Here is a 17,665-nt window from a genome sequence, read left to right as displayed (position 1 = left end):
ATTATTGGCATAAATTCCACGGCATGCGACTCAATAATTCCCTGCACATTCTCGCACTTGGCGGATGAGGTCAGGGAGGTTTAGCAGTACATCACCATCGTACCAACCTTTCCACTTCCCTTTCTCCGCATGCATACGGATAATGGACGTCTGCTGAAGCTCTGCTACGGCCTCCAAGATTCGGCCACGCGCCTGGTTCCTTTCGCTTGTAGATCCGGCAAGCACAATCTCCGCCGCAACAGATAGATGATGAACGGTCCGATATAGCGCGCGAATGAGAGATAGCTGAACGATCAGGTTGGTCGTAAAGAACTCTCTGCGCTCCTCCTCCATTTCCTGCAAAGCCTGATGAGCAGCGTTCAAAGCCATGTCCCACTTCGGAAGAGCATATTCAGTGGCATTCTTGTAATAGCCTATGAAATCCTCTGACTGATCGAAAGCCAACAGAGTTTTGTTCTGTATCTCGTCTTTGGTAAACGGTTGACCGTTCAGAATGGCCACCAGCTTCAATGTAAGTCTGCGGCTCATACCGTCCATCAGGAGCATACGACCTGAGTATCCCTGGTTGTCCAAGACATGGAATGCGCCGAAATATGCTTGATAAGCAAGAGCAGCTGCCCTTCCACCTTGCTGACCGTAATGTTCAACACACCAATCTTGCAAGTACACTTCTGGTTGGTAATTCCCGAAATTCCAACCTATAGCCGCTGTATATTGGGTTCCAAGCAGCATTTCTCTGAGATTCGTTACATTAACGACAAGGTAGTCTGTATTTCCTTTTTGAACAGCTGCTTGAAGATTGTAATAAATTTTCTGCGGTGAAGTCCCTTGTACTTGATGGGGTCCGCAACTCCAGAAAGCAACGTGATAATAAATGCCATATTGCCGATCCTGTTCCCGTTTCACTTCATAGAAGCTGTCACCCAGCATCTGAGTTGGTCCGAAATCCGCATGAATAATGATCGTTTCTTTCGGGAAAGATAGATGTCCTCCCTTCAGAAGCTCCATCCCTTCCATCCACAAAGTAGCTGTGGAAGCGAAGTCTTTGTGACCTATCGCCTCGGCAATAATCTCATGTTGTTTGGCGATAGCACCAGCAATTAACTGACCTCTTCCACTCGCTGTTTCCGGCGCATAGGGGTCATCTGCCCAGACAGGCTTGTCGCCCATGCCACGAAGACCAAGTTGCCAAACCACATTGTCATATCGTGCCCAACGGCTTGCATAAAGCCGCCAAACATCCTCATACTTCTCAGGATTTTTCGTATAGGAAAGTGGCTCAAGATCTCCCCGTTCCTGCCAATAACGTCGGACTCTTTTGGGAAATACCCCTAACGGCTCAATATGATGTTGGGAAATAAGCAGACCGCGCTCTGACACCCTCCTGACCAAATCCTCATCGGACGGATCCAGGATATCCAACAAGGAGCATGGGATCAGCAGATTCTGTTTGAGGCGGAGTGCAGTCTCCATAATCGGCTCCAGTGCGTTCGCATAACCCGCATGCTTCGTGAAGGCATTGTTCTGGAAATCCTGATCGAATTTCCCGGTCCATCCCAGCAACAGATCCTCATCATTGATGAACCATCCTCGGAAGCGAAACGTTGTAGGTCCATCTGTCAACGAAATGTTGCCCATATCAAGACTTTCCTTGCGTGCAGGTGCATGGCCTGTCCATAGATACAAGGGATTCACACCTAGAACGACTCGGCTAAATTCGTAAATCCCATAGATCGCCCCTCTGGTATCACTGCCGACTATTACGAGATGACGCCCTTCTTCCCCTATACTCTTGACAAAATAATGTTCCTTTTTTCCATCAATATCGCTGATATCTATTTTTTTCTTCTTTAAGAAATCTGAAAAAGCAGGATTGCTTAAGCTTCCTACTAGAATTGAAAAGCCTTCTACATCCGAAAGGTACTTTCGGCAATCGGCCTGAATGTTCATCACATGGCTCAAATCACGAATTAAATCTTGCAAAGCTAACCCAATACCCTGATGTTCCTGAGCGTCAATCCTGATTTCCACTGTTTCTTTTGCTTGTAAAATCAATATGATACACCTCTCTGCTTCTCTTGCGATCATGTCGCACTTCGCTACAGCCTTTTTTTAAAAATTAGTATGATTACTATATCGCATAAGTTCATCAAGAAAAATGTACTAGCTCCGTTTCTTTTATGTAATATCTTCGTATTTGAGCTTTAATCTAGTCAATTGCAAGGTTAAAAATACAAATAGCCTTACGATTTCTCGTAAGGCCGAGCTTTTTAGTAAACCAATGGCTTGCTTATTTAAGGTTACCCAGGAGGCTCTTAAGCTCCGGATTCATTTCTAGAACGTGCAGTACAATCGTTAACGCTTCGGCACGGGAAGCCTGCTTGTCTGGAAGAAACATTCCATTTCCCACTCCGCTGATGATTCCGGCTTCCGCCGCTTGCCCGATCTGATCCTTATTCCATGTGTTATCCAGATCCGAGAAGCTGGAGGATGGAGCATTAACGCTGTTCAGATTAATGATCTTGGAAATCATTGCAATAATCTCGGCACGGCTGATTTCACGATCAGGCTGGAATGTGCCATTCTCGTAGCCGGAAATTACCCCTTTTTGCTGCAAGGCGCTGATGGAGGTTTCGGCCCAGTGACCGGAAATATCACGTAAGGAGCTTCCGGCAGCGTTGCCTGCAAGGCCAAATACCTTGGCAAGAACCGTAGCGAACTCCGCGCGAGTGATGCTTGCATCTGGATGGAAGTTGCCGTCCTGATAACCGGAAACCAATCCTAACTTCACAAAGATACCAATCGTGGAGTCAGCCCAATGAGAGGAAGTATCCGTAAATTTCAACGGAGCTGGGATGGACTTGGCTTCCTCAATTTTTTCGGCGAAGCTGGTTAGCACACTGGCAATATCAACGACATTGTCCATGAATTTCACTTCCGACTGAACGGGTTCAGTCACTGGTGTTCCTGTTCCTGTTCCTGTTCCTGCTCCTGGATCTGTTCCTGGACCTGTTCCTGGATCTGTTCCTGGATCTGTTCCTGGATCCGTTCCTGGATCCGTTCCTGGATCCGTTCCTGGATCCGTTCCTGGATCTGTTCCAACAAGTGCTTCTACTGCCGCTTGAATGGCTGCGGTTGCTTCAGTCACTTCCTGCTGTGTAGCATTCTCCTTTACAGCTACATCTTTTCCTGCATTCAATTGAGTTACTAATGCTGCCCAGCTGTCTGCTGTGTAGTCTGCTTCTTTCAATGCTTCTACAGATGCTATTGCCTCATTCAGAGTCGTCTTATCAACGACTTCTGGATCCAAGGTGTCAATTGCTAGCGGTACCTTTACACCATTGTAAGTAAAATCGCTGACTTTGATATCAATTGCTGTTTGTCCCCCGCCAGAACCTGCATAGAAACCGACAGAAAGATTTGCACTCCCTGCCAAATTTGCATTTGTCGTAGTACGAGGTGTTCCTTTGTCGCTAATTGCTGTCCAAACATCACCATCATAGCTATAGGAATTATTAAATGTATTTCCAACTTTTTGAATCTTAACGTAAACATCCTTATTATAATCATCATCTGCGTTGTAAAATTCAGCGGTAGCTCCTGATGCAGTTGACATGACGCCCAGCGCCTGCGGATGACTTCCCATGATGCCACTGTGATAACGCCGTCCTGCTGCTACAGATAAACCATTTGGATTCGACTTACTAAAGACTGTGATAAATCCACCTTGATAATTGGCCTTAAGACCACCGGAAATCTTAGCTGTGATTGTAAAATCTTTATCCGCTTCAGGTACGTCCATAGCGAACATGTTTTTCCAGTTATTAGCGCCAAGTACTCCTGTTTCTGTTGAAATTGTTGCGGAATCGGTATTATTGATAATTACATTTTCATTCCCATTAAGGATTGACCATTTCGTACTATCAAGAACATACCTTGGAGGTGTAACTGTTACTTTAATTTCTGCTTTAACAGTTTTGTTGTAAGCAGATGCCACCGTTACTGTCGTCTTACCTTCAGCAACGCCTCTAATTACACCGTTCTGATTGACAGTTGCAATGGTTTCGTCGGCAACACTCCAAATAACATCTTTGAATTCTGCTTTATTCGGACTGAGTGTAACTGCAACCGGATTAGATAAATAACCTTTTTCTACTGTCACTTCTGCCGGATTGGCAACGATTGCAGTGATGCTATCCAACTCTGCTGTTGGAACTGCACGTAAGGCATATCCGCCGCCGTAAAGTACATTGATGTCTAATACGGTTTCGTTTGTAACATTCGGGATAATTTTCATATCCACGTCTTGTCTGCCGTTTTCTGTGTACAGCAAAACTGTATACGTTTTGCCTGCGTCAAGGGATTTTAATGGAACTTTCATCGTTCTTGGATTCACACTGATACCAGAAACATACCAGTTCGTTCCAGCTTTTCTAGCTATACTCAGATACTGGCCAATATCACCGTCAAGTAAATCTGTTTTATCCCATTTTTTCGGGTAATTTTTATAGTAGGACATGCCTTCCGGAATACTTCTATAAACATCTGGCGCAGAACCCATACTATGAATGCCATCTTCAATTAACGCTGTCAATGCGAACTGGAATCCCATTGTTGTTTTGTTATAATCTTTAGATCTGATTTCTTCCGTTACCTCTGCCGGTCCAATTGCCGCTCGGATAAACGGAATCATGGTGTACTGTTCCGCAGTAATACCACCTGCTTCCTGTCCACGGATGGCTTCATGTCCATATACGTTTGGATACGTACGAATTTCACCGGTTGGTTTATTGGCCCCATGTGCAAGAACCATGAGCTTGTACTTCGCCGCATCTTTATACAGATCATCATAAAGCTGCATATTAGTCTGGCCTTCCCCATCAAAGAAGTCCGGCTTGATGCCTACGATACCTTGTTCAGACCATTCTTTGAAGTGTTTGTCGCGTTCTGCCTGTGTATCAATATCGCTTACGTGTACCCAAGCCCACAATTTAACTCCTTTTTCTTTTGCAAAATCTCTTACTTCCGGCCACCAGTCACGCACACCAGTAACATTTCCACGACCGCCCAGAGCCCAGTCTTCATCAAGGATATAATAATCCCATCCGATTTCAGCTCCAAATTCAATCCAGTTCAAATGTGTTTCCTTTTTCGACTGATCACTGATGCCACTTCCCCAGTTAGCTACCCATGACCAGGAAGATAAACCTGGATCTACCCATGATTCATAGTCGTATTTTGCGTAATCTGCTGGCGTGCTCAGGTTTTCAATCATTGTATTTTCGACAATGTCTTTGGGCGTACCAGTGATTGATGCTCTCCATGGAGATTTAAAAGGCGTCGTTGTCACTACAGCCTTCGTCCCTTGTGTCTTAGAGAATGAAACATCTAACATTCCGTTCTCTTTTACTGTAAACATAGAACCCGTGTAAGTTCCGTTGAGGTCTGCTTCTGAGAACAGCGTCCAGACACCATTTTTCCCATATAAGAATGGTATGGAGGGAGTAGAGCCCGCTGCTAATCCTTCAGTTGTCGTTTTTGTATACTGGCCTTCATAGTTCCATGTAGCTGAAGTATAGTTCATCCAATATACATCTGCTTCTTTCGGAAGCTGCAAACCTGAAACTTCATCACTGATTTTAATCTCTTTGGCCACATCTGTGTGGACAGCATATCTGTATGCCGTTCCGTCATCATATGCACGGATTATCACATCAAATGTAACAGAATTATCATTCTTCCTTGCAAATGTAAGCGTCTGTTCTTTGTAGTGATTGGTATATTCATTACTCTTACCGGAAAGCACCTTATAGCTTTCGTTAATTTCTTTCACTTCTGATGCTTCTCTGACTACAAGGCCACTCGTAAAGTCACCTAAACTGGTTACTAAACCAAGTGGTGATGTCCCAATATTTTGTACACCATTCTTTTCCGCAGTATATTGAAGAACTCCACCTGTGATCATTTCTACCTTCATCTTGGTATTGCCATTTGGAGATGAAAGTTCCCATGATTCTTCTGTCTCAATATCTCCAACTTGAATGGCCAAAGTAGCTGTTTTCGTCACTTCGCCCAATGTTGCTTTGGCAGTAATGACTACATTACCGTTATGTATACCTGTAACAACACCATCTCCACTAACTGTTGCCACATCTACATCACTGCTTGTGTAGACGACCGAATCAAATTCTGTAATCTCACTACCATCGTAATCTGTACCTGTCACGTTAAGTGGTTGCGTATGTGCAGCACCGACACCCATTTCGGCTTCACCAGCAAGCACAACGGATTTTAATGCCTTGGAATTTATAGCGAAAGGTACCGATTCACCACCAATTCTCAGATCAGAAAACGTAATGTTCGTTGGTGTATTTCCGCCACCGTTTGCCGCAGCGATTCCTAAATAAATCTTCTCGGGATCAATAAGGGCATTACCCTTATCTACGAATTCATAATTTTTGCCGCCAGTGGTATCAATAATCTGATTCCAATCTGCTTTGTTATCACTGTAATTCGCTGCATAGAATCCGGTGATTCTTCCGTTCTGCTTCTGCAATTTCAGATAGAACTCATTGCCGATGCTTGCAGCACCTTCATAATACTCGTTCGGTGTACCACCATTCTGCATGACGCCCATAAGCAAGTTTGTTCCATATGTTCCACCAAGATATCCATGATATCTGCGAACCACACCAACAGCATTCGCACGGTTCTTCCCGCTTGAAATCATCAATTGAGCACCTTGATAATTGGCTGTAAAATTCCCGCTTACTTTCACAGTAAAATCATAGTCCGTCAGGTTGGGAAGCTGATAGTAGAGTGTGTTTTTCATTCCCCCTGTATCACCAATGGCTCCACCCTCAGTTGTGATAGTTACACTTCCATCCGCATTAACAACAAGCTTTCCTGCTGTCGGATTTTCTACTTCCCATGCACTATCCAGCACCATGCTTGTCGGTCCCGCAGCTATCTGCACAGCCGCAAATGCCCCGTTTACCCCATTCGGGTCAGATGCATAAGTTGCTTCGGACACCGATGAAACTTCTGGTATCGTGACGTTGTTTTCATCAGAATTGTATGGGTCTTGTAGTTCGGAATCGGCATAAGCCGCATTCGGCAACCCAAATGGCAGACTGACACAAAGCAAGCACATAATTAAGAATAGTTTTACTGCGATTTTCGGTGTAGAACGTCTTTTTTGCAATGTTACTCCTCCTCTTTTTCCTCATCCCTGTCTCCCCCGTAATAGCAACAAAATTCCCGGGTTTACTATCCTTAATCTCTTACAGTGTTACCGCTGATAAAGCGAGAGCGCTTACAGCAAATTCAAATCATGATCATATGATCACTGCAAGGATAAGAGTATCGACTAGCTTTTTCATATCCCACCTCTTTTCAGAAATTTCATGCCATTCGAACATTGTGCGTTGAGGCATTTCGCTCTCTAGAAACAATGTCCCCACCTTTCATCGCATAACCTTCCAATGGCTTCAATACAATCAGGATAACATGAATGATGGCGCTTCCATGTGTCTCATAATTAATGTGGACCTGTCTATTTTTATGGTCAATTGACTCCAATTCCTACACGTTTCTCTTCAACATCAGTTTATACTCCGTTGGAGAATGTCCCTCAATTTTTTTGAATAAATTTGTAAAGTGACGAGGGTTGAAATACCCGACAAGTTCCGCCGCCTCTTGTATCTGGACAGCCCCTTCTGCTAGAATTTCCTTGGCCTTGTTAATACGGAGTTCAGTCAAGAAACGCATAATTGTAAACCCCGTTTTCTGATGAAACACTGTGCTTAAGTAATTCGGTGTAACTTGGAAATGCTCTGCAATCATCGTTGTCCCTATCTCATCCCTGAAATTGGACTTCATGTATTGGATAACTTTCTGCACAATGTCCTGGGAGGGCTCATCCTTATTCATTCTTTGCAGCATGCGTTCCCCATGCTCCTTCAAGAGCGCAATACACCTAGACACGGAGACGTTAGGTACAAGCTGAATACGCATTGTTGTTGTTAAATAAATACCTACAGATTCCTTAAGGCCGTTACCTTCAAGAAGACGTTCAATAGCTGCAGCGTATTGCTTGATCGCAAACAACACATCCATATACTCTGAGTATCGATTCTCGCGGTAAGCCTTAACCAACTTTTCCAATAGTTTGCACAGTTCGTGATGTTCACTGCTAAAGTGTTGAAACGAATGGCAATTCCACATTTTGCCCAGACCTTTCAAGATACGAAAAATGCTGCTCTCCATGATACGATTCACATGTTGATTGATATCCTGCAGTGGTAAATGCTCCTGCGAAGAAATGATCGTTAGCTTCAATTCAGATGTCTGCCAGCTGTCAATAATTTGCTGAAAGCGCAAGAAAAATTCGTTCCAGCTTTCCTTGTCTTTGACACTGTAACGTGGGGCACCAACGACAGTAAACTGACCACTCGGGAGGGCAAAGCAGGTAAGCAGAACTCCTTTTGCCGCAAATTCTTCAACAATCCTGTTGATTGAGGTGTATACCTGTTTAATCAGCAAAGTTTCAGCCGTTACTTCTAAAGAACAATCCCAAAAAACGACAGCCATTTGAATATTCATGTATGTATACTCGTCTTTAACGTAAATATCATCCTGCTCAAATCCATAACACAGATTCTGCACGGAATTTGCGAATTGTCTTTGTTTATCTGCAACCCTTTCATGAATCAATCCCTTTGCAGTAAGTAAAGCTTCCCGCAACTCCCTTATACTAAGGGGTTTTAACAAATAATTAAGAACACCAAGCTGTATACCTTCTTGTGCATAACTAAACTCCGAATAGCCTGATAAAATAAACCATTCCGTGTTGGGAGAAAAAACTTTTCCTTCTCTTATGGCTTCAATCCCATTCATACCAGGCATCTTGATATCGACAAAAGCGATATCTGGCCGCTGCTCTTGTAGGATGTCTAGCAATTCAGAGCCATTGCCTGCTACTCCCACTATTTCCCATTCACCTTCAATTTGGCGAATCATACTAAGCAATGTTTGTTGTGCTAAATATTCGTCATCGGCAATTGCTATTTTCATTTGAATGCCTCCTTGATCGGAATTTGAATATGTATGCGCGTGCCCTCCCCAATCCTGCTGTCCAAGGCAAATTCACCTTCTGGATATGCAAGCTGCAAGCGTTCTTTGACATTGGTTAGGCCTACACTTTTCCCTGCTTTGCTTGCATCGAATCCAGCACCATTATCCGTAACTGAGATAGATAGTGTATGATTGTTCACCATATGAACATCGACATTCAATTCCCTTGGCTGATTCAAAGGTTCAATCCCATGAATGATACTATTTTCAACAAGTGGTTGAAGTAATAACTTTGGAATAGGAACACTCATGCTCTCTGCATCATATCGAATATGGTACTGCAAACGATCTTGAAACCGGAGCTGCTGTAATTGGCAGTACCAAGCGAGAAAGTCGCACTCATCCTTAACACAAGTCCAATCTCGCCCAGCAAGAATATACCTAAGCATTTTACTGAGGTGAATGATGGACTCTTCCAGTTTCTCATGCTCCCCGATCCGATTAAGACCAATAAAGCCATTTAAGATGTTATAAAGAAAATGGGGTTGGATTTGAGCTTGCAAGGACCGATACTCTGCTTGCTGTTGATTAAATTTAGCCTGATATTCGCGGACTATAAGCTCTTCCACTTGATTAATCATTCGATTGAATGCGAGTCCAATTTGCGCTACCTCATCCGTCCCCCTAACTTGCAGGCGTGTTTGCAAATTACCGATTTCGACTTTCTTCATCGTCCAGATAATCTCTTTAAATGGACGAATAATCCACTTTGATAGAAGAAAGAAGACGATGACAGTTAAGAAAAGTCCGCATACGGCAAACAATCCACCGATAATGTATAACCATCTTAGCTGAGAGATAATTTCGGAATTTGGCAAAAAAAAACCAACTTCCAATTGGCTGTTCCGATATTTCGGCGAATAACCGTGTACGTACTATCATCCTCAACGATCGAATCTGAGGACTCCCCTACGCTTTTACTCATTATTGGGGATAATGGTGCTGTAGAATATACCACCTGTTGATTGTCATCGAGAACAGCAATAGTAGCGTTAACGTTAAATTGGAAATCTTGGATTAAATTACGCAGCACCCCTGTGTCTGCATCGGCAATAATAAAAGCGAGCTTTGACTCCGTATCAGGGTCTCTTATTACCCTAGCTACCGAGAATACGTCTGCCTCTAATGGCTGCTTCAAGTAATCTTGTTTATGACTTCCAATAAAGACGGCTGACCCTTCTGCTGCCAACGCTTTGCGATACCATTCTGTGGAAGAAAAAGGATAGTCGTTAACAGGCGCTGTCAAACCTGTTGATTTGGCATAGATGGAGCCATCAGAGGTGACCAGCGTTGTTCCTGAAATATCCTGTCTCGACATGCGTATAAAATTATGGAACTTTTCATTCAGTACTTCATCCATTTTTAATTTCTCAAGGGGAGATAGTTGCGCTAAAGGATCTTCTTTGGCTTTATATTTAAGCGCCTTCATAATATCGCTGTCAAAGTACGGTGTTAAAGTGAGCCGCTCCAGTTCATTCAGATAGCTTTCAATGTTTTTCGTAAAGGCAGCAGCTGTGCTTTCGGTATACTCTGTTGTCTTATGCAGCAGCAGCTTTTGAAAAAAGTTCGGTAGAAAGAATACGATGATAACCGTTGGAATAACAATCGTCCAGAAATATAACATCATGAGCTTAAAACGAAAAGAATCCGATCTCACGTGTTCTTGCCTCCTTACTTCTAGCCCTTTTATTTGGAAAGTCGCGCGACTTCTTGTTTCATCAATTTACCGAACTTCTCTGGAGCTACATCTCCTGCTATCAACTCAATTCCCAGACTCCGCATCACGTCCCACATACCATTGGGCAGATATATACGATCGAAATAGGGGGTGACAAGTACTTGATCATATAGATTATAAAACGATACGAATTCATGCTCGGGGGTTACTCCCGTCAATCCAGGTGGAATCTTTACCACGTCTGCGATTTTTTTCATATTTGCCGGCTTGGCGAATTCATTCACCAGCAGCTTTGCTTCATTCAGATGTTTGGACTTTTTCCAGATGCCCATTGTGTTGCGTTCTCCGCTTGAAAATGCAGTTCTTCCTCCCACGCTTAACGATGGAACTGGCATAATTCCAATTCGTGTTTTCGGGTTTACTTCATAAGCATCGTCTGCAAACGAGGGAGATGCAAATGAAAATGCGACTTTGCCTTCGGCAAACAACTTGGGTAAATCGCTATATTTAGCCTTGAAGACATCTTGATTGATATATCCTTTATCGAACATTTCCTTCCATTTTACGGCTAGCACATTCCACTGACTCCATTCCGAATCTGATGCTGTCAGCGGGTATTTTTTAAAAACATCTGACTTTTCAAATAGAGAACTTGCGTAATAATCAAAATACTGTCCGATCGTCCATGAATCAATGCCGGAAAAAAAGAAAGGAACGACTTCTCCATGACTTTCCTTCACAATCTTTTCTGCCGCCGCCATCAACTCATCAAAAGTAACTGGAACTTGAATATGGTATTTCTCCAAAACATTTATGTTATAGGAGAAGCCATCCCTTGCTTCACTAATGGGCAATACGTACACTTTCCCCTCGTCATCCGTTACGACCGGTTTAATCGTATTGGTTAACTGACTCGCCCAAGGTTCATTACTCAGATCCACTAAATACTTTCCATATCGAATCTTGGCCCAACCATGCGTATCAAAAATATCAGGCAACTCGTTAGTGGCAAGCTTAACTTTCAGAATCTCTTCATATTGAAAGCCAGGGAATTGCAGTTCTACTTTAATTTCTGGGTGTTTGGCCTCAAAGGAGCGGGCAATATCATAATACACGTTTTGTACTCTTACATCGGTCACATACATGTAGACGGATAACTTTACTTCACCTGAAGAAGCGATCTTTCGACTATCATCCGCAGTCCCCTGCTCCTGCTGATTGAATCGCCCTGTATCCGCTGTCGTGCAACCAGATAGCAGGAGACAGGCGAAAAGCAGCAAATAGGCGAGTATACCTCCATATTTTCTCATTAAATGCAGCCTCCGAAAAACTTGTCATTTATCTTCCTTGATGCCAAACGCTTTCTTTTCAAACTGATAACGCTTACTTTTTCCTGTTTTATGGAACAACGCTGCTATTTTCTTTCATCATCTTTTTATAAGGTATCCAGACATATAGACCATCTGCCATTTCGTAGCCAATGTTGTTTTTCTCCGGTGTTTGCCCAGAGGCCAAAATATGTGCCACTGCATAGATTGCTTTTCCTTGATTTACTGCATCATTCAGCACGGTTCCCAGAAGTGTCCCGTCTTTCAACGCTTTAATAGCCGAGGCTGTGGCATTGACCCCAACAACGGGAATAATACGATCGTCCGCCATAAAGCCGTTCTCTCGTATGGCATCAATAGCACCGAGTGCCATATCATCGTTATTAGCAAAAACGGCCTCTATTCGATTCCCATATTCGCCTAGAAATGTCGACATTTTCGCTTTGCCCTTTGAGAGCTCCCACATTCCAGTATCCTCAGCTAGCTTTTCCACCTTAATACCCGCATCTTCTACTGCTTTAATGGCGAATTTGGTTCGCAACTCGGCATCCTGGTGGCCTGGTTCTCCTTTCAACATCACATATTGCAAGACATCATCCTTATTCTTATCCGCATCCGGATGCGACTTGAAATAGTCAGCGATCAGTTGACCCGACATGGTGCCGGATTGTTCCGCTTTTGCGCCGACATAGTAAACCTTGTCCCATTTTTTCATAGCATCTGCCACAGGCTCCCGGTTAAAAAAGACAACGGGAATGTTGGCTGCTTTTGCCTTCGCAATCATTCCGGCAGCTGCAGTCCGATCTACGGGGTTAATCGCGAGAGCATCTACCTTCTCTTTCACAAATTTATCCATTTGATGATTCTGAGTTGCTTGAGAGTTGCGACTATCCGCGAACTCGACGATGACTTGACTATCAGCTGCCGCAAGTATGCTGTTCCTCACTTCTGTCATGAAAGTATCATCAAACCTGTAAATTAGGACGCCAATTTTTAAAGGGGGGTTCGTTATTGGAGCATTAGGATCATCTGATTGCATGATGCTGCATCCGCCCGTCATAAGTAAAAGTGCAGTTGCAAGGATATATGATTTCACTTTCATCTTCATCCAATAGTCTCCATTATAAAAAAATATAAATATTCCCATTATCCTAGATTATTTATAAGTCAATGTACATGTATTTTTCTCATATCCCCTACTCTATTTTTAAGGTTCAGGTGACGGCACACAAGAGACACCCCAAAGTAACCGTTTGCAAGCAACCCCATTCTATGGCAAATATTCACTAATTAATAGGGAATAATATCGTTTCTTTTATGCACTAAACTCGTTGTAAAAATTTATAACATCCTCCTTCTCCATAGTGCAATACCTATCCAAATAACAATAACTAAAGCTATTACAAGTGTAATAATCCATGAGAAAGGATCTTTATCAGCAATGGGTAAGGTAACATTCATACCAAAGAAACTAAATACGAGTGTGGGCAGCGTTAAAAAAACTGTAAATAACGTTAGAGTTTTCATTGTTTTATTTAATTCATTTGATATTAATGAAGAATACGACCCTGTTATGCTGTTCAAAATTCTTGTATACAATTCTGTGGTTTCAATTGCTTGATTATTTTCAATTTTTAGATCTTCTAGAAGATCTTTATCATCCTCATATAAGGTTAAAGATTTGGTACGGAAAAGTTTGGTTATAACATCCGCATTAGCTTTTAAAGAAGTGAGGAAATAAACTAAACTTTTTTCAATCTCCATGAGGTCATAGAGTTGCTTGTTTGTTAATGACTCACGCAAATGACTCTCTATTTTAAGACGCTGTTTGTTGAGCAGTTTTAATTTTTCGATATACAGTGTTGAAAATGACATTAGTATCTCTAGGGCAAAACGACTCTTCATCGAAGTGTTCACATTTTTCTTGATCATATTTTCTAAAGAGTTACTCGACTGGTTACAAACCGTTACGATGAAATCCTTTCCTACGATGATTCCAATAGGAATGGTAATATAAGAATCAAATGCCTCAGTATTCGCATCAATAATTGGGAAATCATTGATAATTAGGGTACAATCCGTCTCATCATCATATTGAATCCGTGCACTTTCTTCTAAATCTAACGGATCTTCTAAGAATTCAATTGGAATATTACAAAGTTCAGATACCTCCGTAAGTTCGTCCTTTAGTGGTGCGGTAATATTTATCCAACACTCCTTTTCGAAGTGCCCTATCTTTTCCAGATTTCCATCGCGAGAGGATTTGTAGGTATGTAACATCAGTTATCACTCCTTCCATAAGCAGGTAATTTAAATTTAACCCAATGCCACATCGAGAATCTTCATCAAGGTTAGATTAGGTCCTGGAAAGCCCAATAGTCCGGGCTGTATAGCCCGGATATCGGTTGAAGGGACTCAGACTTTCGCTAATCTTTCGTTGGAATCATCGGTACCAATAGGAAAGAATCATACTTGCCGCCTGTATAAATCGAATGCATTCCTTGGTTCACTGTTTGTGTGTGCCCATAACCTCTTGAAGCTGCACCTGGTAGGAGATCTTCGACAATGATCTCGCTGCCTTTTATGACCAACACCAGACTTTCTCCACTTGCTAGGAAAATACTTGCAGGCAATATCTCAATTTCTACCGGCACAATTTCACCTTTAGTAAGCTTCAATAAATTCTTGTGCTTCAGTACTGGTTGATAAGGCGTAGATTTCTCCGTATCCAGCTCTCTATGAGATACCCGCAGCCATCCAACAGACACCTGACCGTCTTCAAGATGGTTAAAATCAGGCAGGTACACTTCATTGCCGCGTTTGTCATACTTTTTAATACCAACAAAAATATCCATATCATCCGTGTCGTCGGTGGAGACCCAGAGCTTGAGCTTCATATTGCCAGTAAGCTCGAGTTCCTTATCAGCAGTAAATGTAAACTTTAAATCGCTGTTTTCTGATTGACGGGGCTCAGCATGATAGCTCAGTTTGGTTTCGTTCTGAACAGGGGGCACCTGCAGGAGCGTCGTATCGCCATTCAGATGAAGTTCTCTATATTGGGTATTGGCTATCGGCCATTCATTCGCGCTGCGAATATGTCCCTTATAGAATTTCTCTCTGACCTCGTAGCGTACCCGAGGCGTTTCCCTCCAGTCATTCTCAATGCCTTTCAGGAAGTAATCGAAGAACTCCTTCTGCAGTTCCAGTGATTCACGCAAATAATAGGATTCCCACTCCTTGCGGCCATGGACCACCAGCCACTTGTCCTCGGATGAAGCCTGTTTAAACCCTTCAAAGGTGCCGCGGGAATGTAAGCCATGCGTTGACCAGCTAGCACAAACCAACATAGGTACCTTAATATCGGACAAATTGACCTGTCTTTCTTCCCAATATTCATCGTGTAACGGATGCTCTTTCTGCGCCTCTACCATACCTTCTACGATATTATTTGGCCACCTGCCTTTCAATAAATCCTCGAAAGATGATGTGAACACAGTTTCCGGTATTCCGCCGTGAAAGTACCATTCCCGGTACAGATCAGATGTACCTTCCCATGGGATGATCGCCTTCAGATGAGGAGGATTCGTAGCTGCCACCCGCCATTGGGTCATGGCCAGATACGACACGCCGTTTAATCCCACATTGCCGTCGCACCACTCCTGGACGCCAGCCCATTCGATGACTTCGTGATAATCTTGCGTTTCCTGTTTCGTCCAAGGATACAGCTCGCCTTCCGAATTTGAACTCCCCCGCGCTGCGATTTTCACCATGACATAGTCGTTTGGCACCCAAAAACCCGGATCAGGTGACTCAAATGGCGTAAATAGAGATGTGACGATACTACCTAACGTCGGCCAGACTTGACGAAAAATATCATACGGGGGTAAACCATCTTTATTATAGGGATCCATGCTCATTACTGCTGGGAACTTTCCTAGCTTATCCGGACGGAATACATTGACGTAGATTGTGATTCCATCCCGCATTATGATCGGAACATCTTTTTCCAAGATCATCTCTTGATTTCCATAATGCGCAGTAGTCATGACTATTTTGTTCAACCCAGATATCGTGTCATTGGGATGAGTCGGTTTCAGATCAGGACGGCCCAAGAATGTATTCATCTAAAATTACTTCCTTTCTTAATAAAATTAATAAATGGAATCCATATGTTTTTATTTACATCAGTATCCCCAAACTTGGCTTATTTGATGTCGAATTTTGGTAAGTGTATTTATATGTCGTTTAAAGGTTGCCTGTCCCCCTCCTGGATGTTAAGTTATGATAATGAACAACCTGTTGTTTATTACACCTCAAATTATAAAATTCGAATAGACTCTGTTCAATAATTAAAAATGGCAAATGTGTTGGTTACGGAACACCTTTCAAACATGTGTTGGTTAAAATTAAGGAGGAATTTACTTGCGAAATAGTAACCCTGATTTACGTGTCATTCGGACCAAGGAATCCATTCGTCTCGCACTCGTAGAATTAATAAATGAAAAAGGTTTTGATGCATTAACAGTTAAAGACATTACAACGAGTGCGAGAATTAATAGAGGCACATTCTATGCACACTATCAAGACAAATTTGATTTAATGGCCAAATGTGAGGAGGAAATCATGCTTGATTTGTCCAGACTTACTAAACAAAACTATCCGAGCGTTATTGCCGCACTTGAAATTGACTCTCAAACTTTAACACCTTTTATTTTTACAGTTTCCTTATTTGAGTATTTACACCTACAAAGTGGATTTATGAAAGCTGTATTAGGTCCAAGAGGGGATTTATCCTTTCAAACAAGATTGAAAAAATTCATGTGGGAAACACTGCATGGCAATAATCCAAATGCATTTGTAAAAGAAGAAAATCTCCTTGTTCCAGGTCAATACCTAGCCGCTTATATGGGAACTGCAATAATAGGGGTAATCCAACAATGGCTCGAAAGTGGCGGCAAAGAATCGCCTCAAGAAATGGCTCGTATTCTAACGACAATTTCGGTTAATGGTCCTTTCTTTGCAGCTGGTTTAAAAAAATAATTCTCAATGCATAAAGGACATTCTCTTAGGAAAAACTGCTACTGTTGCTCCATTGAAAGTAACTTTTCTGCGCTTTGACAGTTAAATCAAGTAGGCCCATGCGCAATTTGCATGGGCCTCATGGCAGTCTAGGTTCGTGCTCATATAGGACATAATCCTATAGAAATTGATACCGCTACACCTCTAGCTCTAGCTCTAGCTCTAGCTCTAGCTCTACCTCTACCTGCACCTACACCTACACCTCTACCCCGACCTTTACCTTTACCTTTACCTTTACCTTTACCTTTACCTTTACCTTTACCTCTACCTCTACCACTACAGCCAAAACTTTCTCCGCCACCCCAAACAAATTAGATGGATTATTGGACCTCTGTCAAGAAAGTAGACACCTAATAAGAGAAGTTAACTAACGCTTTTGTAGTAAAGTTCTTCAAATCGATCCGGCGAGACATAGCCCAAAGAACCATGGATTCTTTTACGGTTG

Annotated in this window: 10 protein-coding genes; 1 reads left to right on the top strand and 9 read right to left on the bottom strand. The window is 42.6% G+C overall.

Features of this window, described 5'->3' with window-relative positions:
- Positions 1–30: 30 nt before the first annotated feature.
- The 9 genes from HQN88_RS06960 to HQN88_RS06920 all read right to left on the bottom strand — a co-directional run bounded on the left by HQN88_RS06960 (position 31) and on the right by HQN88_RS06920 (position 16,265).
- Positions 31–2,055, bottom strand: a complete 2,025-nt coding sequence (locus HQN88_RS06960; RefSeq protein WP_173109534.1) for a glycosyl hydrolase 115 family protein — start codon at positions 2,053–2,055, stop codon at positions 31–33.
- Positions 2,056–2,290: 235 nt separating this feature from the next.
- Positions 2,291–7,204 (bottom strand): glycoside hydrolase family 97 N-terminal domain-containing protein, encoded by a 4,914-nt coding sequence (locus HQN88_RS06955; RefSeq protein ID WP_173109533.1) that lies wholly within the window; start codon positions 7,202–7,204, stop codon positions 2,291–2,293.
- A 380-nt stretch (positions 7,205–7,584) separates the two neighbouring features.
- Entirely contained in the window at positions 7,585–9,075 is a 1,491-nt protein-coding gene (locus HQN88_RS06950) for a response regulator (protein WP_173109532.1), read from the bottom strand.
- A complete protein-coding gene (locus HQN88_RS06945; protein ID WP_173109531.1) occupies positions 9,072–9,953 on the bottom strand; it encodes a sensor histidine kinase in 882 nt (293 codons plus the stop codon). The genes HQN88_RS06950 and HQN88_RS06945 overlap by 4 nt, the downstream gene beginning before the upstream one ends.
- Positions 9,923–10,792 (bottom strand): cache domain-containing protein, encoded by an 870-nt coding sequence (locus HQN88_RS06940; RefSeq protein WP_173109530.1) that lies wholly within the window; start codon positions 10,790–10,792, stop codon positions 9,923–9,925. Before HQN88_RS06940 ends, HQN88_RS06945 begins: the two co-directional genes overlap by 31 nt.
- Before the next feature lie 29 nt (positions 10,793–10,821).
- Positions 10,822–12,123, bottom strand: coding sequence for an ABC transporter substrate-binding protein (locus HQN88_RS06935; protein ID WP_173109529.1), 1,302 nt, complete (start codon positions 12,121–12,123; stop codon positions 10,822–10,824).
- An 88-nt stretch (positions 12,124–12,211) separates the two neighbouring features.
- Positions 12,212–13,249 (bottom strand): galactose ABC transporter substrate-binding protein, encoded by a 1,038-nt coding sequence (locus HQN88_RS06930; RefSeq protein ID WP_173109528.1) that lies wholly within the window; start codon positions 13,247–13,249, stop codon positions 12,212–12,214.
- A 233-nt stretch (positions 13,250–13,482) separates the two neighbouring features.
- A complete protein-coding gene (locus HQN88_RS06925; protein ID WP_173109527.1) occupies positions 13,483–14,421 on the bottom strand; it encodes a magnesium transporter CorA family protein in 939 nt (312 codons plus the stop codon).
- A 146-nt stretch (positions 14,422–14,567) separates the two neighbouring features.
- Positions 14,568–16,265: a CocE/NonD family hydrolase gene (locus HQN88_RS06920; RefSeq protein ID WP_173109526.1), complete on the bottom strand. Its 1,698-nt coding sequence runs from the start codon at positions 16,263–16,265 to the stop codon at positions 14,568–14,570.
- 298 nt (positions 16,266–16,563) lie between these two features.
- Between HQN88_RS06920 and HQN88_RS06915 the strand changes: the two genes are divergently transcribed.
- Positions 16,564–17,181 (top strand): TetR/AcrR family transcriptional regulator, encoded by a 618-nt coding sequence (locus tag HQN88_RS06915; RefSeq protein ID WP_173109525.1) that lies wholly within the window; start codon positions 16,564–16,566, stop codon positions 17,179–17,181.
- Positions 17,182–17,665 lie beyond the last annotated feature (484 nt).

This window comes from Paenibacillus qinlingensis, assembly GCF_013204845.1.
GTDB classification, from domain to species: domain Bacteria; phylum Bacillota; class Bacilli; order Paenibacillales; family NBRC-103111; genus Paenibacillus_E; species Paenibacillus_E qinlingensis.
The sequence above is the reverse complement of the archived record's forward strand: the minus strand, read 5'-3'. Positions and strand labels throughout refer to the sequence as shown.